Origin of the sequence: Weeksella sp. HMSC059D05 (genome assembly GCF_001809725.1) — a bacterium.
Taxonomy (GTDB): domain Bacteria; phylum Bacteroidota; class Bacteroidia; order Flavobacteriales; family Weeksellaceae; genus Weeksella; species Weeksella virosa.
On sequence record NZ_KV798546.1, the window covers coordinates 109,125 to 130,437 of the forward strand.

At 34.5% G+C, this 21,313-nt stretch carries 20 protein-coding genes; 7 read left to right on the forward strand and 13 right to left on the reverse strand.

Features of this window, described 5'->3' with window-relative positions:
• Positions 1–117 precede the first annotated feature (117 nt).
• From HMPREF2660_RS07305 to HMPREF2660_RS07315, 3 genes are all read right to left on the reverse strand, one after another.
• The gene (locus HMPREF2660_RS07305) at positions 118–2,181 is read right to left on the reverse strand and encodes a M3 family metallopeptidase (RefSeq protein WP_255356441.1); all 2,064 of its coding nucleotides are present in this window, start codon (positions 2,179–2,181) and stop codon (positions 118–120) included.
• Positions 2,182–2,400: 219 nt separating this feature from the next.
• Entirely contained in the window at positions 2,401–2,790 is a 390-nt protein-coding gene (locus tag HMPREF2660_RS07310) for a hypothetical protein (protein WP_070486399.1), read from the reverse strand.
• A 64-nt stretch (positions 2,791–2,854) separates the two neighbouring features.
• Positions 2,855–3,565 carry a YoaK family protein gene (locus HMPREF2660_RS07315; RefSeq protein ID WP_070486401.1) on the reverse strand — a complete coding sequence of 237 codons (711 nt, stop codon included), beginning with the start codon at positions 3,563–3,565 and terminating at the stop codon, positions 2,855–2,857.
• Between the two features lie 180 nt (positions 3,566–3,745).
• On the opposite strand from HMPREF2660_RS07315, the gene HMPREF2660_RS11245 reads away from it, so the two are divergent.
• Complete coding sequence (locus tag HMPREF2660_RS11245) at positions 3,746–3,967, forward strand: helix-turn-helix domain-containing protein (protein ID WP_369021506.1); 222 nt, start codon at positions 3,746–3,748, stop codon at positions 3,965–3,967.
• A gap of 2 nt (positions 3,968–3,969) precedes the next feature.
• Positions 3,970–4,692, forward strand: a complete 723-nt coding sequence (locus HMPREF2660_RS07320) for an NAD(P)H-binding protein (protein WP_255356434.1) — start codon at positions 3,970–3,972, stop codon at positions 4,690–4,692.
• Positions 4,693–4,767: 75 nt separating this feature from the next.
• On the opposite strand, the gene HMPREF2660_RS07325 is transcribed toward HMPREF2660_RS07320, so the two are convergent.
• A complete protein-coding gene (locus tag HMPREF2660_RS07325) occupies positions 4,768–5,088 on the reverse strand; it encodes a DUF4286 family protein (RefSeq protein ID WP_013599121.1) in 321 nt (106 codons plus the stop codon).
• A 98-nt stretch (positions 5,089–5,186) separates the two neighbouring features.
• Between HMPREF2660_RS07325 and HMPREF2660_RS07330 the strand changes: the two genes are divergently transcribed.
• From HMPREF2660_RS07330 to HMPREF2660_RS07340, 3 genes are all read left to right on the forward strand, one after another.
• Positions 5,187–6,569, forward strand: a complete 1,383-nt coding sequence (locus tag HMPREF2660_RS07330; RefSeq protein ID WP_013599122.1) for a dipeptidase — start codon at positions 5,187–5,189, stop codon at positions 6,567–6,569.
• A gap of 147 nt (positions 6,570–6,716) precedes the next feature.
• Entirely contained in the window at positions 6,717–8,360 is a 1,644-nt protein-coding gene (gene pafA / locus HMPREF2660_RS07335; protein ID WP_070486404.1) for an alkaline phosphatase PafA, read from the forward strand.
• Between the two features lie 59 nt (positions 8,361–8,419).
• The gene (locus HMPREF2660_RS07340) at positions 8,420–9,253 is read left to right on the forward strand and encodes a sulfurtransferase (RefSeq protein WP_013599124.1); all 834 of its coding nucleotides are present in this window, start codon (positions 8,420–8,422) and stop codon (positions 9,251–9,253) included.
• Positions 9,254–9,255: 2 nt separating this feature from the next.
• Here the strand turns inward: HMPREF2660_RS07340 and HMPREF2660_RS07345 are convergent, their stop codons facing one another.
• The 8 genes from HMPREF2660_RS07345 to brnQ form a co-directional block, all read right to left on the reverse strand.
• Complete coding sequence (locus HMPREF2660_RS07345; protein WP_070486406.1) at positions 9,256–10,545, reverse strand: MFS transporter; 1,290 nt, start codon at positions 10,543–10,545, stop codon at positions 9,256–9,258.
• Positions 10,546–10,727: 182 nt separating this feature from the next.
• Positions 10,728–11,684: a hypothetical protein gene (locus HMPREF2660_RS07350; RefSeq protein WP_070486408.1), complete on the reverse strand. Its 957-nt coding sequence runs from the start codon at positions 11,682–11,684 to the stop codon at positions 10,728–10,730.
• Positions 11,685–11,764: 80 nt separating this feature from the next.
• A complete protein-coding gene (gene rocD / locus HMPREF2660_RS07355; RefSeq protein ID WP_013599127.1) occupies positions 11,765–13,003 on the reverse strand; it encodes an ornithine--oxo-acid transaminase in 1,239 nt (412 codons plus the stop codon).
• A gap of 81 nt (positions 13,004–13,084) precedes the next feature.
• A complete protein-coding gene (murI, locus tag HMPREF2660_RS07360) occupies positions 13,085–13,894 on the reverse strand; it encodes a glutamate racemase (protein WP_013599128.1) in 810 nt (269 codons plus the stop codon).
• A 21-nt stretch (positions 13,895–13,915) separates the two neighbouring features.
• Positions 13,916–15,040: a radical SAM family heme chaperone HemW gene (gene hemW, locus HMPREF2660_RS07365; RefSeq protein WP_070486410.1), complete on the reverse strand. Its 1,125-nt coding sequence runs from the start codon at positions 15,038–15,040 to the stop codon at positions 13,916–13,918.
• A gap of 120 nt (positions 15,041–15,160) precedes the next feature.
• Positions 15,161–15,448: a chaperone modulator CbpM gene (locus tag HMPREF2660_RS07370; protein WP_013599130.1), complete on the reverse strand. Its 288-nt coding sequence runs from the start codon at positions 15,446–15,448 to the stop codon at positions 15,161–15,163.
• A 4-nt stretch (positions 15,449–15,452) separates the two neighbouring features.
• A complete protein-coding gene (locus tag HMPREF2660_RS07375) occupies positions 15,453–16,355 on the reverse strand; it encodes a DnaJ C-terminal domain-containing protein (RefSeq protein ID WP_013599131.1) in 903 nt (300 codons plus the stop codon).
• Positions 16,356–16,412: 57 nt separating this feature from the next.
• Positions 16,413–17,720, reverse strand: coding sequence for a branched-chain amino acid transport system II carrier protein (gene brnQ, locus HMPREF2660_RS07380; protein ID WP_013599132.1), 1,308 nt, complete (start codon positions 17,718–17,720; stop codon positions 16,413–16,415).
• A gap of 290 nt (positions 17,721–18,010) precedes the next feature.
• Here brnQ and HMPREF2660_RS07385 point away from each other — a divergent pair, with 290 nt between their 5' ends.
• Both HMPREF2660_RS07385 and HMPREF2660_RS07390 read left to right on the forward strand, forming a co-directional pair.
• Positions 18,011–18,715 (forward strand): peptidylprolyl isomerase, encoded by a 705-nt coding sequence (locus HMPREF2660_RS07385; RefSeq protein ID WP_255356435.1) that lies wholly within the window; start codon positions 18,011–18,013, stop codon positions 18,713–18,715.
• 59 nt (positions 18,716–18,774) lie between these two features.
• Positions 18,775–20,436 (forward strand): B12-binding domain-containing radical SAM protein, encoded by a 1,662-nt coding sequence (locus HMPREF2660_RS07390; RefSeq protein ID WP_070486414.1) that lies wholly within the window; start codon positions 18,775–18,777, stop codon positions 20,434–20,436.
• Here HMPREF2660_RS07390 and HMPREF2660_RS07395 read toward each other — a convergent pair.
• Positions 20,431–21,270: a GNAT family N-acetyltransferase gene (locus HMPREF2660_RS07395; RefSeq protein WP_255356436.1), complete on the reverse strand. Its 840-nt coding sequence runs from the start codon at positions 21,268–21,270 to the stop codon at positions 20,431–20,433. The two genes, HMPREF2660_RS07390 and HMPREF2660_RS07395, sit on opposite strands and share 6 nt — an antisense overlap.
• Positions 21,271–21,313: the final 43 nt, after the last annotated feature.

Consider the following 21,313-nt stretch of genomic DNA (forward strand, 5'->3'; position numbering starts at 1 on the left):
CTCTGTGCGATAATAGACCATCTATTTAGGATATACAACTAGCCAATCATGTTTTTTTGTGTTGTATAAACAAAAAAGCCATCAAAAAATGATAGCTTTTTTATCGGTTATTTTGTTCTATTTGATGAATCCCCGTGTTCTTAGCAGTGGCTCTATGCTTGCTTTTCGGCCAGTAAATTCTTCAAAAGCTCGATTCAAATCTTTCGTATTCCCTATCGAAAGAATGTATTTTCTGAATCGATCTCCATTTTCTCGGGTCATTCCACCATTAGCTTTTATCCATTCCCAAGCATCTGAATCCAAGGTTTCCGACCAAATATAAGCATAATACGCGGCCGAATAACCTCCTCCCCAGACATGTGCAAAATATGGTGAATGATAACGCGGCGGAACTTGTGATAATGCAACACCATTTGACAATAAAGCTTGTTTTTCGAATTCCAAAACAGGTGCAAAATCTTGAGTTTTGCTTACGGTATGATACGTCATATCTAACAAAGCAGCAGCTACCAATTCGGTTGTCGCATAGCCTTGATTGAAATTAGATGCTTTTTTTATTTTATCAACCAATGCTTGTGGCATTACTTTTTTCGTTTGGTAATGAACTGCATAATTTTTCAATACTTCTGCTTCTAACGCAAAATGTTCGTTGATTTGAGAAGGAAACTCAACAAAATCTCGCGGAACATTGGTTCCTGAAAGAGATACGTAATCCTGATTTGCAAATAAACCATGCAACGTATGCCCGAATTCGTGGAACATCGTGGTTACATCATCAAAAGAAATCAACGAGGGTTTTCCGTCTGCCGGTTTCTGATAATTGAATACATTGGTAATGACTGGTTTTTGTCCTAATAAATGAGACTGCTCCACAAAATTATTCATCCAAGCACCACCACTTTTATTGTTACGGGTATAAAAGTCTAGATAATACAATGCCATCGACTTTCCATCGTGATCAAACACTTCGTAAACCACAACATCTGGATGATAAACCGGCAAATCTGTTCGTTGTTTGAAGGTGATTCCGTAGAATTTTTCAGCAGCAAAGAATACTCCTTTTTCCAGAATCGTTTTCAATTCGAAATAAGGCTTTATCTCGTTTTCATCCAAATCATATTTAGCTTTTCGTACTTGTTCTGCATAGAAATTCCAATCCCAAGGCTCGAGTTTGAAGTTCCCTTTTTGTTGATCGATCAACGATTGAATTTCTGCGGCTTCTTTCTTGGCTGTTTCTACTGCAGGTTTGGCCAATTGTTTCATCAAACCAAAAGCCGCTTCGGGCGTTTTGGCCATTTGGTCTTGCAGTTTCCATTCGGCAAAGTTTTTCTTACCAAACAACTGAGCTTTTTCTAAACGCAATTTGGCCAATTGCTCGATGGTTTCTCGGGTATCATTGGCATCCCCCTTTTCTGCACGCGTCCACGATGCTTTGAAAAGTTTTTCGCGAGAAGCTCTATTTTTCATGTTTTGCAGCAAAGGTTGTTGGGTAGTATTTTGCAAGGCTAAGAGATATTTCCCGTCAAAGCCAGCTTTTTTAGCATCATTCGCAGCTGCAGCAATATCATCTGCAGAAAGTCCGTCGAGTTCTTTTACATCATCAAACAAAACAGCACCGTTCTTTCTGGCTTCTAATAATTTGCTCCCAAATTGGGTCGATAAACTTGCCAATTGTTGATTGATTTCTTTCAACTTGGTCTTATTTTCTACAGAAAGATTGGCGCCCGCAATTTCGAAGTTTTGTAAATAATACTCAACCAAACGCTTACTTTCTGAATTTAGATTCTTCGTATCAACACTTTTTATCCGCTTGTACAAATCTTCATTCAAATAAATTTTATCATAATGAGCCGCAAAAATCGGTGCATATTTTTCTTGCAAAGCTTGCAAAGCATCATTCGTATTCGCGCTTGTCATGTTATAAAATATAATCTGTGCGCGCTTCAATACTTTTCCGCTGTTCTCTAAAGCCAAAACTGTATTTTCGAAGGTTGCAGCTTCTGCATTTTTCGTAATTAACTCAATTTCTGATAATTGTTGTTGCAATCCAAAATCGAAAGCAGGTTGATAATGTTCGTCTTTTATTTTATCAAAATCCGGTGCCTGATACGGTAAAGAGCTTTTGGTAAAGAACGGATTGTCTTTGTATTTTTCGTCAATTTTTTCGTCACTTTGTGTCATGGGTAAACTAACTGTACTTTTCGAGCTAGAGCAAGAATAATTTATTGCTAAAGCCATGATAGACAAAGTAATTAATCTTTTTCTCATGGTAATCTATTTTGTTCGATAATTTTCTAATTACGTAAAGTTAATCTTTTCGGTAGAATTTGCCGAATATTCTGCCTTTACTTCTATAAATAAGCGGTAAAAATAGATACAATAATAAGTTTTGGTTCAATATTAGTCTATTCTATTTTTTAAGTTTTGAAAAAACTCTTCGAAAAAAACTTGTTGACTTTTTTGTAATAAATTTTTATTAATTCGAATTGTAGCTTTATCAGTCTTGAATGTAAACTCACCTGCAAAATATGATACATTAATGAGATCCTTAAAAAGAATAGTTTTAACAGGGAAAGTATTAACTGTCAAAGAATTCTCATTCACTTCTATATATTTTTTGTAATAATCTCGTACAAACAAATAAATATACAGACATCCTAAAATGATCGTTAAATAACTCAACCAAGAAAAATTAACATTTGTCATTAAATATATCGCTCCCATTGGCACCCAAAAAAAGCCTAAAAATGCATTGATAAGAAGTCTCTTTTTAGAATAAGCAATTTTCATAAAATAAACAGTATGGTTTGAAAATTTAAATATAGAAAAACTCGTTGATCAAAAACAATTAACATTAATGATTGAAACGTGCAATTTTCAATCGAATCTCATCATAGATCAATCCGAATAGTAAAAAAGCAGCGGCAATTGCCAAAATATTCAATTGTAGCGAAGAATACAAAATTCCACCCAAAAATCCGCCTAAAAAGAAAAAGCTAATAATGGTCAAACGCAATTTGATAGAAGACAAGAGCTTCTTTTTTTGTTCGGGTAATTTATAGAAAAACAGCTGCGATAATTCGATGCCCAAATCGGTAAAAAGTCCGGTAAGATGCGTAGTACGAACGGTAGCTTTAGAGATTTTCGTTACCAATGAGTTCTGTAAACCCATCGTGAAAAGCAATACACAAGCGATGAAATCTGCATGAGTGTAAATTAATTTTTGTCCGAAAGTAGCCACCAATAACAAGATAATACTTTCGATGATAATCGGTGTACGATAACTTGGCTTGTCGTTGAGTTTAGATATAATTTCTACAATCATATTCGACACGAAGGAGCCTAACAAAAAGAAAAAAATATAAAGAAAGAAAACTAAACTTCCCCAAAAATTCCAACGGAATACCTCATCAACAAAGAACGCAAAATGTCCCGTTACATTGGTTGTTAACTGTTGTATCGATAAAAAACCAGCAACATTCACAATTCCAGCTACAAAAGATAAAAGAGACGCAATACGCATGTTGTGCCTGAAAGTTCTTTTTTTACCGCTGTGTCTGAACATAAATTTCTATCCTGTTTATTTATAAATTTCTGAACATCAATTTTCTATATCATATGATTTTCTTAGTGGCGAAAAGTCGATAGAAAAACCAACGCAAAAGTAATCTTTTTTAGCATTCATTTGTTTCAGAATTTCATCCAAACAAAACCGTATATGTTATAGGTTATATTATAATACTCGATCTACGAAGTTCAGAATGCTTTTAAGTTTTATTTCAATTGTACCTATAGCCAATACGTTGTAAAAATGCGAATGCTGAAAGCACTTGCTGCAATTCTATTCACAAATCTCACATTGAAACAAATAGCACACAATAACAACTTTAGCTCATACACAAATATGCATAAGGTATTCTGCTCGTCGAACATACTTCTAAACAACATCCCAAGAATACTTTATTAACCATGTCCCCTGAGTGTTCGATTATCAAAGAAATTGATGTATCTTTAGGATTATATTTTATAAAACAAAAAACAATGAATGCTCTGATTATCGGTGCTACGGGCGCGACAGGAAAAGAATTGGTACAACAACTTCTCGAACATCCGGCGTATTCTTCGATCACTATTTTTGTACGAAAAAATACGTTTAAAGTGCATCCTAAATTGACCGTTCATTGCATCGACTTCTCGAAACCCGAAAAATGGCAACAATGGGTTTTGGGAGATGTTCTGTTTTCTGCATTGGGCACCACGCTGAAAAAAGCAGGTAGTAAAAAAAATCAATGGACGATCGATTTTGACTATCAGTATACCTTTGCTCGGATTGCCAAAGAAAACAAGGTACCGAAATATGTATTGGTGTCGGCCAGTAGAGCCAACGAAAACTCGATTTTCTTTTACTCGAAAATGAAAGGTAAACTAGAAAAAGCTGTAGAGCAATTGAAGTTTGAGCAATGTATTATAGTTCGTCCTCCACTTTTGGTTCGCCCCAACTCTGATCGAAAAGGAGAAAACTTAGCGGTTTATGTGCTGCAATTTATCAATCGCATCGGTTTACTGCAAAAACAAAAACCACTTCCTACCTATCGTTTGGCACAGGCAATGCTTACTGTAGCCCAAAAAAAATGGCCAGCAGTTCATGTGATAGAAGCCCACGAAATAGAAGCGATTCTAAGAGAAGTTTAGAAAAAAGTGTAGGATATAAAATAAGTAAACCAAAAAAAATACCCTAAACTTGTTTAGGGTATCGCTACAACGTTATTAATTTGATCCGAAATCCTTTATGTGCAACATTTCAGTTTCAAATGAAAGTACTTTCGTACCAAATTTCTTTAGACTTTCTGTTTGCAAATATGGCAATATATCTTTTCTAAACTGCATTAATTTCTCTTGGTTTTCACAAAATAATTGCATAGCATACGAGACCGTACCATCTTGTTCGTGCGAGGTAACTTTGGCAAACCTTCCTTCTGAAAAATGTTTTTTTTCTAAGTAATTTGTAATCTGTTCGTTCTGAAACCATTCTAGCCATTCTTCTTCTACAGCAGCATCTACAAAGAATGTGGTATTGTATATAATCATGTTTCAAATCATTTGCACAAAGATAAAAAAAATGGATTAATGAAGACTTTTCGAAGTTTTATTATTACTTTAGGCGAATATTTCATTAAAAATAAAAAATGGACAAGACACAACAATTTATACAAGAAAACAAACAACGTTTTTTGGATGAATTAATTGAACTTTTAAAAATCCCATCAATCAGTGCAGATCCTGCATATACACAAGACGTATACGATACCGCAGAGAAAGTTGCCGATTTTCTTACCAAAGCAGGAGCAGATAATGTTAGTATCGAAGAAACAGAAGGTTTCCCTGTAGTGTATGGTGATAAAATTATCGATCCAGCTTTGCCAACTGTTTTGGTCTACGGGCATTATGATGTACAGCCTGCCGACCCAATAGAGTTATGGGAGTCCGGACCATTTGAGCCAGTAATCAAAGAAACAACAATTCACCCAGAAGGTGCAATTTTTGCTCGCGGATCTGCTGATGATAAAGGACAATTCTTTATGCATGTAAAAGCATTCGAAGCCATGATAGCGGCAAATGAATTGCCTTGCAATATAAAATTCATGATCGAAGGCGAAGAAGAAGTAGGTTCGCCTAGTTTGGTGAATTACGTGAAAAATAACCGAGAAAAACTAAAGAATGACGTAATCCTAATTTCAGACACTTCTATCATTTCAAACGATCAACCTTCTATCAATGTTGGTTTAAGAGGTTTATCGTATATCGAAGTCGAAGTGAAAGGTGCTGATCGAGATATGCATTCGGGGGTGTATGGTGGAGCAGTTCCCAATCCGATCAACATTCTATGTTCGATGATCGACAAATTAATAGACGATAAAGGACACATCACAATTCCAGGGTTTTATGATAATATTATCGAACCTACTGCAGAAGAAAGAGAAGAATTAGCCAAAATTCCTTTTGATGTAGAAGACTATAAAAAATCTATAGGAATAAAAGATATTCAAGGTGAAGAAGGTTTCAGTACAATAGAGCGTGCATCTACCCGACCTACGTTAGACGTAAACGGTATTTGGGGTGGTTATATTGGTAAGGGAGCCAAAACAGTTATTCCATCGCATGCCTATGCCAAAATTTCTATGCGCTTGGTACCAGGACAGGATCCGGATGATATTACCCAAAAATTTGTCGACTATTTCCCAACCTTAGCACCAAACTCGGTAGAAGTAAAAGTTATGCCACACCATGGTGGTAAACCTTATCTATTACCAACCTCGCACAAAGGCTTCAAAGCTGCAAAAAAAGCTTTGAGTGAAACGTTCGAGAAAGAAGCCATTGCCGAACGTGGTGGAGGTTCTATACCGATTGTAGCCTTGTTCGAAGAAGAATTAGGTACAAAATCTGTATTGATGGGATTCGGCTTGGATTCTGACGTAATCCACTCACCAAATGAACACTATGGTTTATTCAATTTCTACAAAGGAATCGAAACCATCCCTTACTTTTATCAATATTTCGTACAAGAATAGTTAGAAAACATAAAAACCATCAAAAAAGTTGATGGTTTTTTTCTTTATAGACTATTTAATTCTGTTGTATGAGATAAAACTTAATCCAATCTTAATTTAAACAAAAAAAATAAACTTTAATTTTACATCCAAAAAATTACATCAAAAATGAAATTTCAGAAATTATTTCTTGGATTTATCTTTGCATTTGCAACTCAATTTACACAAGCGCAAGAAGTTAACCGACCAAAACTTGTTGTCGGAATCGTAGTAGACCAAATGCGTTGGGATTATTTGTACCGTTTTCAGGATCGCTACTCGCCTGGTGGCTTCAAACGCTTACTCAACGAAGGGTTTACCTACGAAAATACCTATATCGATTATATCCCAACCTACACAGCCATTGGCCACTCTTCCATATACACCGGAAGTGTACCTGCTATTCATGGTATTGCAGGAAATGACTTTATCATCCAAGCAACCGGAGAAAGCATGTATTGTACACAAGATGATAGTGTAGAAAGTGTTGGTACAACAAACAAAAACGGTAAAATGTCGCCTAGAAATTTACTAGCTTCTACCGTTACAGATCAATTGAAATTAGCAACGAATTTCCGTTCGAAAGTTTATGGAATTTCTATCAAAGATCGTGGAGGAATTTTACCTGCCGGACATTTTGGTGATGCAGCATATTGGTTAGATGGTGAGACGGGAAAATGGATTTCGAGTACCTTCTACATGAAAACCTTACCAAAATGGATTAACCAACTGAATGACAGTAAGTTTGCAGATAAATATTTAAAAGAATGGAACACGCTTTATCCTAAAAATACCTATGTCAATACCGACCAAGAAGGATATGAATACAAAGGACTTTTTAAAGGAGAAAAGAAAGCTGACTTTCCGAAAAATTTGGCTCAACTAAAGAAGGAGAATGGATACGATTTGATAAAAGTAACGCCCTACGGAAATACAATTACAGCAGAATTAGCTCAAGCCCTTATCGAAAACGAAAAATTGGGACAGAATAAACCAGGCATTACCGATTTTCTTGCAATAAGTTTTTCTGCTACCGATTACATAGGGCATCATTACTCGATAAACACAACCGAAATCGAAGATACTTATTTACGTTTGGATCAAGATTTGGCTAAATTCTTTACATTTTTGGATCAAAAAGTAGGGAAAGGAGAATATTTAGTATTCTTAACCGCTGATCACGGTGCCGCTCACAACCCAAAATATATAACAGACCACAAAGGAAATGGTGGATACTTTCAGTCGAAAGAAACAAGAGATCAACTAAACACGGCATTAGAACAAGAGTTTGGTGTTAGTAACTTGGTAAGATCATTGACCAATTATCAAGCTCATCTAAATTATCCGATTATCGAAAGTAATAAAATTGATGAGATAAAATTGAAAGATGCAATTGTGCGTGAGTTACAAAAACACCCGGCAATTTCCTTTGCAGTAGATGTAGAACGAATCGGGATGTATTCTGTACCAAGCCTACTTAAAGAACGAATTGTCAACGGATACCACAATAAAAGAAGTGGCGCAGTACAATACATTCTAAATCCACAATGGTATAGCGGGAAACAAAACTCTCCTGGTACTACGCATGGATCATGGAATTCGTACGATTCGCATATACCGTTCGTTATGATGGGTTGGGGAGTAAAACATGGTAAAAGTTATAAGACCGTTAACATGACAGACATCGCACCAACTTTGTCTTCTTTACTAAAAATCGAAGCACCTAATGGTAGCATCGGCCAAGCACAGACAGAATCATTTTCTGAACAATAAATAACTTATCTTACGTTATTTTTAAATACCTTTATTCTCGTAATAAAGGTATTTTTTTTATGAATTGTCAACATCCGCTTATCACAACGCAACAATTGCAAGCAATATTCGATAACGAAAATTTGGTTCTTCTAGATGCAACAATTGATAAAATTGATGCTTCTCTTAAAGATGAAAAATTAGAGCTTATCCCGCACTCACTTTTTTTCGATACCGAGAATAGAGCTTCAGAAACCAGCTCTCCTCTCCCACACACATTGACTTCTGTAGAAAATTTTTCTAATTATATAGCAGAATTGGGCATTCATAAAGATTCGATTATTGTCGTATATGATCGTTGGGGCGTCTATTCTTCTCCGCGAGCTTGGTGGACTTTTAAGGTTTTTGGTTTTGAGAATGTTTTTGTTTTAGATGGTGGTTTACCTGCCTGGAAAGGTAATCAATTACCAGTGGTTGATGCGTACATAGAAACTAAAAAAACAACTCCAATAACGGTACAATTAAACAAAGAATGGATAGCAACTGCAGACAATGTTTTACAGGTTTTAGAAGATGAAAACGTACGTATTGTAGATGCACGTTCTCCTGCACGTTTTAGGGGTAAACAAGCAGAACCACGCCCAGGTATAAGAAGTGGACATATCCCAAATGCGTACAATGTGTTTTTTGAAGATATTCTGGATGAAAATTTTTTACAATCTCCACAAAAAATCAATTTAATTTTCAAGGCTATTGGAGATCCTGAAAATGATTATATTTTTAGTTGTGGTTCGGGAATTACAGCAAGTATTTTGGCTTTGGCAGCCTATTCTATAGGCTATCATTCTGTAAAAGTGTATGATGGATCTTGGTCAGAATGGGGTGCAAATCCTGATTTACCGATAGAATGTTAGGATTATTTTTCTGCTTTTTCCATTTTAAAAAATAAAAATATCACCACACTGATCATAAACGATACCCCCATTGCAAGAGCCGATAGTTTCATTCCGCCAGAATATTCTATCAAAACACCATAAATAACTAATCCGAAGAACAATGCACTTTTCTCGAACACATCATAAAAGCTAAAATAAGTAGTCGTATCATCGGTTTCAGGCAGAAGTTTAGAATAAGTGCTTCGAGACAAAGGTTGTAACCCGCCCATAACTAGGCCAACCAAAGCGGCCATAAGATAGAATTTCAATTTTACATTCGGATCGTCTTTACCCATAAAGTACGCAATGAAACAGGTGACAATCCAAATGAATAGAGCTATCAAGATTGTATTTTTGTTTCCTATTTTCCCTGATAGTAGAGAAAATAACCAAGCACCTAGTATGGCTTCGATCTGGATTAATAAAATAGTCAAAATTAGCTCATCACTTTCTAAGCCAATTTCTGAACTACCGAACAAGGCTGCCATCAAAAAAATCGTTTGCATGGCTAGACTAAAGAAGAAAAATCCTGCTAAATATACCCGCAAATTTCGGTATTGCATCAAATCTCTTAGGGTATTTTTCAATTCACGAAAACTGCTTTCTATAATGTTTTTGGGTACTTTTTTATTGTTCTTTTTGTTTGGTAAAACGCGTAAAGCATATTGCGCAAAACCGAACCACCAAATTCCGGTTATCAAAAACGAAGTTCGTGTAAGTAAAGATTCTTCTTCTTTTGGTCCAAACATGATTATCGCTAGGCAAAACGCCAACAACAATACCGAGCCTATATATCCGAACATATATCCCCAAGCCGAAACCTTATCCATTTTCTCATAGGAAACTATTTCGGGTAAATAAGCATTATAATATACCAAACTTCCCCAAAATCCTATACTTGCTGTAATGTTTAGCAACAATCCTAGCCAAATATAATCGGCACTTGAAAAGAAAAACATCCCCATACACGAGAATGATCCCATATAACAAAAAAAACGGAGAAATCTGATTTTATCACCTAACAAATCGGCAATGGATGATAAAATAGGTGAGAGAATAATCACAATTAAAAAGGAAATTGCCAAAGAGAAATTAAATGCTGTTTCGGGCAATAATCCTAAAAATTTTATGGGTTGATCGGTACCCGATAAAGTAATAGCACTGTAATAAACCGGGAAAATTGCCGATGCTATCACCAAAGAATGTACAGAGTTTGCCCAATCATAAGAAACCCAGGCTTTTATATATTTCGGATTATCTTTAGGTAACATAAATAAATAGCTTGATAAACTTGATAAATATTATCATCTAAAACTAGTAAAAAAAAACTGATCTTGATAAAAAAATATTTGATTTACCATTGGTTGAATATATCAACAACAAAGACTTAAACAGATAGTTTAAGTCTTTGCTATAAATAATTAAAAACTAATTTTTTACACCGTAAAGAATGTTAGTTTTTTATCTCTATTTCTTTATCGAAAACATAGCTAGATTTGAATAAATATTCCCCGTTTTCTTCTTTTGCAATCATCAGAACAGGTGTATATTTACCTTTTGGTATCAAGCGTAATAAGTTTGTTTGAAAGGTAAAGTTAGCAAATTTTGTTTGTGCCGGTACATTGTCTAATGAATATTCTGCTATATTAAAGCCTTTCCCGTCTTCATTTTCCTTCAGGTCTTTCACTAATACTACTCGGACTTTTACCGGATTATCCTCCTTTGCATTATTTACAAGGTGTCCTCCTTCGCTTATTAAAATGACTTTATAGTCTTTCTGATTAATCTCTAATTTGATTTTTCCTTTAAAAAAAACATCTTTTTCTGCTTTATTAGAAGTTACAATTGGCTTAAACTGAAAACCTTTTTGTTCGAAATTAGATGTAGTTTCTGCTTGTTTAGGCTCTACATTTTTGGCAGGTTGAGGTAATGTTTGTTGATCGATTTTTCCATTTTTGATATGTAAATCATTTAAAACCTTTCGACTCATTACCAAATTATCTATAATCAGCACTGGTACATACTGACCATCTGGTAATTTTTCTGCAAAATTAGCCTTGAAATCTATTTTAATATTTCTAACACTCGACCCATTTCCTGCTATTCTTCCTAGTGAAATGTTCTTGATAGATTTATTTGTAGAAAAATCAAAAGTAGTATATTCTGCTTTCGGAACTAAAAAAATATTAAGCTTCAAATTTTTAGTTCGATGAGAGGAGTGATTTGTTATTGCTTCTCCTTTTATGAGATATCGGTCTCCTTGGTCTATAAAACGCCAATCACCCATAAATTCTATTGAGTTATTTAGGATTGATTTCTCAACATTTTTTTCGTTACCAGAAGTATTTTCTTGAGCGATTGCTGGCAAACTGATTACTACTAAGGATAAAGTAATTAAAAATTTTTTCATAAGTAAAGGTTTAGTGTTTTGAGGAAAAGTAAATCAAAAAAATTATTACTTTTTTTTTAATTCTCTACTAATTTACCGTATTAATTCGACATTTCTATAGTCGTTTCTTCTATAATTCGAATACAATCGATTATTTGTTCTTTGGTAATAACCAACGGTGGTGCAAATCTAATTATGTTTCCGTGTGTTGGCTTAGCTAGTAATCCTTTTTCTGCTAATTTTAGACAAAAGTTCCAGGCTGTTTCACTCTCTGGCGTATCATTGATCAGCAATGCGTTTAACAATCCTTTCCCGCGAACAGATTTCAATATAGAAAAATTGTCCACTAATTTAGTAATTTCTGCGCGGAAAAATTCTCCTAATTCGAAAGCATTTTCTTGTAATTTCTCATCTAATACCACTTGCAAAGCTTCTCTTGCAATAGCACAAGCTAATGGATTTCCTCCGTAGGTTGAGCCATGTTGTCCGGGTTGAATGACATTCATAACATCGTCATCAGCCAAAACCGCAGAAACAGGATAGGCTCCTCCCGATAGGGCTTTACCTAAAATCAAAATATCCGCCTTAACATTTTCATAATCAATAGCTAACATTTTCCCTGTACGTGCGATTCCTGTTTGGATTTCATCTGCAATGAATAGCACATTATTATCCTTACATAATTGTTTACATGCTGATAAATATCCGTCTGGCGGCACGTTTACTCCTGCTTCACCTTGAATTGGTTCTACTAAAAAACCGCAAATATTGTCCGCATTATCGTGTAATACTTTGGCCAAAGCATCTGCATCACCATAAGGTATGCTTACAAAACCAGAGGTATAGGGGTTAAAGTTTTTACGTGCTTCTTCGTCGTTAGAAAATGATATTATTGTAGTCGTTCTACCATGAAAATTTCCTTCGCATACAACAATAACTGCCTTGTCATTTTCTATTCCTTTTTTCTCGTATCCCCATTTACGTGCTATTTTTAGTGCCGTTTCTACTGCTTCTGCACCAGAGTTCATCGGTAAAACTTTATCAAAGTCAAATAATTTTGATAAAAACTCTTCGTACTTACCTAATTCTGCATTGTAAAAAGCACGAGAAGTAAGCGTTAACTTCGACAGTTGTTCGGCACCCTTTGCAACTATTCTTGGGTGGCAGTGTCCTTGATTTACTGCTGAATATGCAGAAAGAAAATCATAATATTTTTTACCTTCTACATCCCAAACATACACACCCTCTCCTCGTTCTAAAACAACTGGTAGAGGATGATAATTGTGTGCTCCGTATTTGTTTTCTAAGGCTATTAATTGTTCTGAAGTATAAGTTTCCATAATGTTTTTTGAAAAAGTTTCTCAAAAATACAACTATCAAGCTTCAGAAAAAAGAGAATTGTAATTATTTTATTGTTCTTATCAAAAATTAGTCAAATCTTTTTCTTGTAACTGTATTTTGTTCCCGAAAAAGCGCTTGGAGATTTTGTGAAAATTATCTGTGTAATCTGACAAATAAAACAAGTAATAAGGATTGTTATTATTGGCTAATTGTTGTCTCTGGTGAAGCTGATAGATTAAGCAATTAACAACTATAAGCGGCGAATTAATCACTTGAACTTTACCTTCAAATATTTGTTCTATTTCTTTCTGTATCAAAGGATAATGAGTACAACCTAATATTATAGAATCTATACCTTCTAGCTTTTTATTTGATAAATAAACTTCTAAAACAGCTCGAGATACGTTGGTGTTGTATAATCCTTCTTCGATAATTGGTACAAGTAAAGGAGTTGCTACTTCGACAACTTTAATGTGTTTATTGAATTTTCGAATAGTTTTTTTATAAGCACAGGAATTCACCGTAGCTTTGGTTGCGATTACACCAATTTTGGTGCGTAATTCATAAGCGACTTTTTCGGCCACAGGGTTGATAACATCAACAACCAAAATTTCTTCACCTGCAACTTCTTTTATTATTTCTATTGCATTGGCTGTAGCTGTATTGCAAGCTACTAAAATTGCTTTGCAGTTTTGACTTATTAAAAATTGCGTGATTTCTTTTGAATATTTTTTTATAGCTTCTGCTGATTTTTCACCATAAGGCAAGTGTTTGGTATCACCAAAATATACAATACTTTCTTTGGGTAAAAGTCTTTTTATTTCCTTGGCAAAATTAAGTCCTCCTACTCCAGAATCGAAAACTCCTATTGGTCGATTATCATAGATCATAGCTGCAAAATTAAGGAATTTTTAGACGTAAAATAATCGAGAAGTGATGCCATCGGTATAAAATTTATTTTCGTCTGGGATCCGTAGAAACCCTTCTTCCTCTTTCAACAATCCTTCTGCCAATAAAAGGGAGGTCTCTTTCTGGAAAGAGTGAAATATATCTCTAGCGAATAGATTTTTTATTTCTCTGATTTCTATGCCCCACATGGTACGTAAACCGATCATTAGTTTCTCGTTATATCGATCAATTTCTGATAAATTTTCTGTTTCGCAAGGTAGTTTTCCTTGGGCTATAGTTTTTATATATAGTTGGTTATTAGCAATATTCCACTGTCTACAGCGGCCATTATAAGAATGGGCAGATGGTCCAAATCCATAATAGGGTTTGTATTGCCAATAACTTGTGTTGTGTTTTGCAAAAAAACCTTCTTTTCCGAAATTCGATATTTCGTATTGTATATAGTTTCTTTGTGTTAGAAATTCTTGTAGAATACAAAATTGTCGATACTGTTGCTCCTCGTCAATATCAGATGCCTTGCCACTTTTTATTGCATGGTTTAGTATCGTTTTTTCTTCTACCGTTAATGCATAAGAAGAAATATGGGGTATTTGTAGGTCGACAGCTTTGTTCAGATTTTTGGTCCATTGTTGATCAGTGGTGGTTGGTGTGCCGTAGATCAAATCTATTGTTAAATTATCAAAACCAAAATCTTGAGCCATTTTTATGCTGTTTTCGGCTTCGTCTGCTTTGTGAGCACGATGCATAAAGGTTAAATCATTATCAAAAAAAGATTGTACGCCGATACTCAATCGGTTGATTGGTGTTGAGCGTAGGTATCTTAATTTCTCTCTGGTTAAATCATCCGGATTTGCTTCTAATGTTACTTCTTGGAGAGAAGAAAGATCGATTTTTTTTTCTAGGTTTGTAAATAGTTTGCTTAATAAAGCATTGTCCAAAATACTTGGTGTTCCTCCTCCGAAATAAATAGTTTCTATTGGTGATTGTATTGTTTTTTTACGCAATTCTACTTCTTGTATAATTGCATCGATCATTTCATTTACTTTAGACAAATTCGTAGTAAAATGAAAGTCACAATACGTACAACGTTGTTTACAAAAAGGGATATGAAAGTATAATCCTGCCAAAATTTTTATTCTTTGTAGACAAAGTTAAATTATTTACCATAATCTCTGTTGCACAAATAAAGATGAGAGCCTAAACGATACTACTCAACAGCCTCTTTAGCGTTATCCTATACGATTTTTTTATTTATGGTTAAAATATGATTCTAATTGTCTTAATGTCCGAACTTCTTTTTGCAACTGTTCTATTTGTTCTAGTAAATTTTTTACTACATCTAGACCTTCTAAATTAATTCCTAAATCATAATGAAACTTCTTATACCTTTCTAGTAAATCGATTTCATCTTCTGTTAGGGGATGATTTGGCTCTTCAATTTCTATTAGACCAAAATCTTGTAATTGAGTTATAAACTCTGGATCTATTTGATGATATTGACAAAATTGTACGATAGTGATTTGATAACTTTTCATAGGTTTATGATTTTAGGCTTTTCAGTTCGGTGAATAATTCTTTTTCTTTGGCTGATAAATTCGTTGGGATATCAATAGAATATTTTATATACAAATCACCAAATTGATTTTCTTTCTTATACTTCGGTAAACCTTTACCTTTCAATTTCACTTGCTGATTGTTTTTAGTCCCTTCTGCTATCGGGATTTTCACTTTTCCATTCAATGTTTCTATAATAGTTTCTCCGCCCAAAACAGCATCGTATAATGGGATTGTTACTTCTTTTTCTAGATCTGCTCCTTTTATTCTAAAGTCGGTGTTATTTATAATCTCGAACGTAATATACAAATCACCATTGGGTCCTTGATTATGTCCTTTTCCTCCATAACCTTTAATTTTTATAGTTTGTCCGTCTTCTACACCAGCCGGAATATTCAATCGGATATTTTTACCATTCACGGTAAGCGTATGTTTTTCGGTTTGTAAAGTATCGGTGAGATTTAATTTTAGATTAGCATGCAAATCTTGTCCTTTGAAACCTTGGTTTCTATTTTGCCTACCTTCTCGCCCAAACATCGATCCAAAGAAATCAGAAAATCCTTCATAATCATCAAAACCGCTAAATCCTTCACCCGAAGAACTGTATTGTTGGTAGGATTGATGCTTGGATTGCTGACGCTGTTGCTCTTCTATCTGATCTGCGTATTGCCAATTTTCTCCGTATTTATCGTATTTTTTTCTTTTTTCAGGATCGCTTAAAACTTCATTCGCTTCGTTAAGCTCTTTGAATTTTGTTGCAGCATCTTGGTTATTTGGGTTGAGGTCTGGATGGTATTTTCTTGCCAATTTTCGGTATGCTTTTTTAATTTGATCGGCAGATGCAGATTTGTCCAAACCCAATATTTTATAGTAATCTATATAGGCCATAAATTTTTGCTTAAATATCGAGTAGAATCATACAAAATCTATGCCCGAAAATCTTCGTCATCTGGAGATATTTCTAGATTTTAGCATGTATTCTACCAAACAAAATACTACAAAAAAACCAATTGCAGGCAATAGCCATTCTAATTCGTACGCATACAACGGTAAAGATTCTCGGAGAGCTATCAGTGGCTCATTTAATAAATTAAAATGTTGTAAAAACCCTAAAGCCGCTACCATAGCTGTACCAATAACTGCACCGATATAAGGCAGCTTTCCCTTGATTGTTCGGCTAAAAAGTACTACAAACAAAACTAAGGTTAGCACTATAGGATAAACAAAAACAAGAATTGGAACGGCAAACTCAATGATTTCATCAACCGACATAATCGAAAACATATAAGCCACAAAACTGCAGAGCAAAACACCGATTTTATACGGCAGAAAGCCCCTTGTTATCTGCTCGAAAAAAGATGCTACAGCACCTGTAAGTGCAATGGCTGTCGTGAGGCATGCCAATGCAATACAAATTGATAAAAGAATCGTGCTCGAGCTTCCTAAAAGTGTATGGGCGATGCTAATTAATAATTCTGTACGAAAAATAGAGTGATTCGTAACCCCAGAAGATGCACCTAGATAAACCAAACCACCATAGATGATAAGCAGAAAAAATATAGCCAACAATCCTGCAAATATAGATACGCGCGTTCGTTCTTTTATAGTGTGATAACCTTTTGTTTGTGTGGCACCAATAATGATTCCTGCAAAAATTACAGAAGCCAATACATCTAATGTCTGGTAGCCTTCTACAAAACCAAAACCAAAGGCTGCTGATTTAGAAACAAGCGACTCGTAATCAGTAGAAACTGGATTGATAATTCCCACATAGAGTAAATAAAACAAAATTAATAGCAGTACCGGAGTTAAGAAATTTCCGATAATATCCACAATTTTCGATTTAGAGAAGGATAAAGCAATTACAACTGCAAAGAAAACAAAACTTCCAACATATGAGTTAATGTACGGAAAAAAAGGCTGAATACCAATCTCATAGGTCAAAGAGGAAGTTCTAGGAATCGCAATTATAGGGCCAATACATAGCATAATTATCGTCCCCATCACGACCGAAAAAAGTGGATGAATTTTCTTGCCCAAATCAAAAAAAGATTCACCCGAAAAAATAACAGCAAGAAGACCCAAAAATGGTCCGATAATCCCTGTTATACCAAAACCAATGATTCCGTACAGCCATTGATCGCCGGTTTCTAAACCAATAAACGGAGGAAGAATTAAATTTCCTGCTCCAAAAAACATAGCGAATAAAGCGAAACCTAGGGTAATTATTGTGCGTATATTTATATTTTTCATTCTTTTTGTAATATTTTATCTTACCAAATAGCTATAGTTGATAAACTATCGGTATAATTACAAAAATAGTAGAATAATTGTGCTAAACTATTTTTGTGAATATTTTTTTATTATTTATGTCCTATATCAATAAAAAATCATTGTATTTGCTTTTCAAACTATTGGATTGTTTCTTTTTTCTCTACCACTCTACCTGTAATGAAACATTCTAAAGCTTTTCTATTTTCATAAAAACAATGAAAAATCATGATGTAAAAATAGTATCTTTGTTTTTTTATTTACTCCAAAATATGCCTATTCAATTTCGATTTTATTGGTTTTTTATTTACATTTTCACATTTTTCACTTCTACTCTTTTTGCACAATCGTATCAATTAAAATTTAAAACGAATTATGGTAATTTCGATGTTATCTTATATGATTTCACACCGAATCATCGCGATTTAATTCTTCATGAAATAGAAAAAGGGACCTATAGAAAAGCTATTTTTAATAGGATTGTGAAAGATTTTGTAGTCCAAGGTGGTGAACTCGATGACGCAATTTTGGCAAGAGAGGCTGATTATCCCACCGAAAAACCCAAACGTCTAGCCCCTGAATTTCATCATAGAGCTTATCATAAAATAGGTGCTTTGGGTGCTGGGCGAGATGACAACCCCGAAAAAGGCTCTTTTTTTAGTCAGCTCTATTTTGTGGTTGGGCAAAAAGTAAACGCTGCTGAGTTGGATAAATTAGAAATATTAAAAGGGATTCGTTATTCACAAGCACAGCGAACAGAATATCTTGTAAATGGTGGTCAACCAAGGCTAGACAATGATTACACAGTTTTCGGAGAAGTAATAAAAGGTTTAGATGTTTTGATGAAAATAAGTACGCTCTCGACCGAAAAAACGCATTCTACCAAACCCGTAACTTTTACTATAAAAGTAAAGAAAATGTTACCGAAAAGAAAACCCAAGACTCGTTTTTCTGTAGGTGCCGCAGTTATCGGATGAAAATGAAATCGTTTATCGGTAAATAAATACGTATTTTTGCCTACTATTTACTGTCGAATATGCATCCAAAAGTACTTCTCACAACACTGAATGCTAAGTATATACATCTTAACCTAGCCATTCGGATACTCTATGACCTAACCCACGAACGCGGTAATATAGACTGGAAAGAATTTACCATAAAGTCTAATTTTCAATCGGTTGCAGAAGAATGTTCGCGCTATGATGTGGTGTGCTTTAGTTGTTATATTTGGAATATTACGCAGACCTTGGAAGTTGCTAAACTAATAAAAGGTCTTTCACCTGATACGAAAATTCTTTTGGGTGGTCCAGAAGTTAGTTACGAATATGATGAGATTATTGCACTCGATTGTGTAGATTTTATCATCGTAGGCGAAGGCGAAATTCCGTTTGAAGAATTTCTCGAACACTATCCTGAAGTAGAAAAGGTGCCAAATTTGGTCTACAAAAAAAACAAGGAAGTATTTTTCAATAAACAAAACATCACATTCGATATCAATCGTTTAGAAGGGAGAAATCCTTATATTTATGATGATCCTAAAGAATTGGCGCAAAAAGTTTGCTATATAGAAACATCGAGAGGTTGCCCGTATAAGTGTGAGTTTTGTTTGGCAAGTTTGGATAACAAAATGAGATATTTACCAACAGAGACCATACACGAGAATCTTTTGTATTTGATGAAACATGGAAAAACCATCAAATTTCTCGATCGAACCTTTAATATCAAACGAGATTTTACGATTTCATTATTTCAGTTTATTTTAGAAAATTACCGAGAGGGGAACGTTTTCCAGTTCGAGATTACTGCTGATATTGTGCATCCAGACATCATAAAATTTGTCAATGAATATGTACCGAAGAATTTATTCCGATTTGAAATTGGCATCCAAACCGTAAATCAAGCCAGTAATCGAGAAGTTTCTCGCAAACAGAATTTTGATAAAACGTCGAATGTAATCCTACAATTAAAGGATAAAATAGAAATGCATCTGGACCTGATTGTTGGTTTACCTTTGGAGTATTTGCAAGATCTGAAATACAGTTTCGAGTCTACCTTCAAGCTTTATCCTCCCGAATTACAGCTTGGTTTTCTCAAGTTTCTGAAGGGTACGCCTGTTCGCCAGAAATATGAAAATTATGGGTATAAATTCGACCCTGCTCCACCCTATCAAATCATCGAGAGTAATTTTCTTAGCCAAAAGGATTTAGCCAATATTACGGCACTAGAACATGCACTGGAAATTTATTGGAATAAACCACGTGCTATCGAAACTTTGACTTATATAAGTGAAACAGATTCTATATTCGATTATTTGATGAAATTAGGGAATTATTTTACCGAAAGATTATCTTATAAACACACCCTGAACCAGGTCTATGAAACGCTTTATACGTTCACCAAAAAATATTATAACTCCTCTATTCTACTGCAATTAATTGCGATTGATTATTACACACAGCACAAATCTAATCCGAAAGATTTATTTGAAATTGAGGAAGAATTAGCGATGGATTATTCAGCTATTGCTACTCACCCTAAAAGTAGATTTGTTAATTTCAGTATTGATTTTGATTGGATAATTTGGAAAACCGAAAGAAGAATCGTCAAAGCACAGAACCTATGGATAATCGAATACATTACCAATTCGCACAATATTGTTCATCCACCTGTAGGTACTAGCTTACAACTAGTATTATAGATTTTTCTGATAAATATAATCATCCATCACATAACCATTCCCGATTTCGAAAACAGCTTCTTGCACTCTCACAAAACCATTTCTTTCATAGAAAGAGATTGCTTTTTCGTTGTGCTTATTCACAGTCAGGTATATTGCTCTAGCCGCTTTAGATTCGGCAAATTCTACTACTTGTGCCAACATTATTTTCCCTAAACCTTGTTGCTGACTTGCTGAGTCTAAGTAGATTTTGGACAAAAAAACACGTCCATCATCTTCTAATTTATAATGCAAATACCCTACCGAAATGTTGTCTACCTTAAGAATCTCCCAGCAATCACCTTGATCCACTTCCGATAAAATTTTATTTTCATCATACATCATCGCAAGCATATAATCTATTTGCTCTTGAGAGAGTATCATTTTATAGGTTGTCGACCAAACTCTTTTGGCTAATGGTAGGATATGATGTACATTGGTAGGATTTACGGTATGAAAAAAATAATGTATATCTCTTCGCTTTACCGCTTCTTTTTTCTGTAGTTTGGCTTGCTCTATTTCCTCGGCCAATTGCTTATCTTTTCTGAAGTTTTTTTCCACAATACGATAAACTCCAAAAGCAACAAATAATCCTGCTAAAACTGGAATCCACATTTGGTAACTCTCATTCATCTCTGTAAGTTTTGGCATCAAATCAAACATCGAGAATAAATGAATATTGAAGGCGATAAATATCAGCGAAATCACATAAAAAATTCCTGATAAAACAACCCACAAAAATATGTTTTTTCTATATCGTTTGGCTAAAAAACCAAAACGTAGGGCTATGTATAAAAGATATATCAATTCTATCATGATCAACAGCTATTTTACAAAAATACGTAAATTATTAGGACTA

Bases quoted from the DNA above. Each gene is read 5' to 3' on its own strand.
- HMPREF2660_RS07305 (WP_255356441.1), bottom strand. From the start codon at position 2,181: ATGACACAAAGTGACGAAAAAATTGACGAAAAATACAAAGACAATCCG.
- HMPREF2660_RS07310 (WP_070486399.1), bottom strand. From the start codon at position 2,790: ATGAAAATTGCTTATTCTAAAAAGAGACTTCTTATCAATGCATTTTTA.
- HMPREF2660_RS07315 (WP_070486401.1), bottom strand. From the start codon at position 3,565: ATGTTCAGACACAGCGGTAAAAAAAGAACTTTCAGGCACAACATGCGT.
- HMPREF2660_RS07320 (WP_255356434.1), top strand. From the start codon at position 3,970: ATGTCCCCTGAGTGTTCGATTATCAAAGAAATTGATGTATCTTTAGGA.
- HMPREF2660_RS07325 (WP_013599121.1), bottom strand. From the start codon at position 5,088: ATGATTATATACAATACCACATTCTTTGTAGATGCTGCTGTAGAAGAA.
- HMPREF2660_RS07330 (WP_013599122.1), top strand. From the start codon at position 5,187: ATGGACAAGACACAACAATTTATACAAGAAAACAAACAACGTTTTTTG.
- pafA (WP_070486404.1), top strand. From the start codon at position 6,717: ATGAAATTTCAGAAATTATTTCTTGGATTTATCTTTGCATTTGCAACT.
- HMPREF2660_RS07340 (WP_013599124.1), top strand. From the start codon at position 8,420: ATGAATTGTCAACATCCGCTTATCACAACGCAACAATTGCAAGCAATA.
- HMPREF2660_RS07345 (WP_070486406.1), bottom strand. From the start codon at position 10,545: ATGTTACCTAAAGATAATCCGAAATATATAAAAGCCTGGGTTTCTTAT.
- HMPREF2660_RS07350 (WP_070486408.1), bottom strand. From the start codon at position 11,684: ATGAAAAAATTTTTAATTACTTTATCCTTAGTAGTAATCAGTTTGCCA.
- rocD (WP_013599127.1), bottom strand. From the start codon at position 13,003: ATGGAAACTTATACTTCAGAACAATTAATAGCCTTAGAAAACAAATAC.
- murI (WP_013599128.1), bottom strand. From the start codon at position 13,894: ATGATCTATGATAATCGACCAATAGGAGTTTTCGATTCTGGAGTAGGA.
- HMPREF2660_RS07370 (WP_013599130.1), bottom strand. From the start codon at position 15,448: ATGAAAAGTTATCAAATCACTATCGTACAATTTTGTCAATATCATCAA.
- HMPREF2660_RS07375 (WP_013599131.1), bottom strand. From the start codon at position 16,355: ATGGCCTATATAGATTACTATAAAATATTGGGTTTGGACAAATCTGCA.
- brnQ (WP_013599132.1), bottom strand. From the start codon at position 17,720: ATGAAAAATATAAATATACGCACAATAATTACCCTAGGTTTCGCTTTA.
- HMPREF2660_RS07385 (WP_255356435.1), top strand. From the start codon at position 18,011: ATGCCTATTCAATTTCGATTTTATTGGTTTTTTATTTACATTTTCACA.
- HMPREF2660_RS07390 (WP_070486414.1), top strand. From the start codon at position 18,775: ATGCATCCAAAAGTACTTCTCACAACACTGAATGCTAAGTATATACAT.
- HMPREF2660_RS07395 (WP_255356436.1), bottom strand. From the start codon at position 21,270: ATGATAGAATTGATATATCTTTTATACATAGCCCTACGTTTTGGTTTT.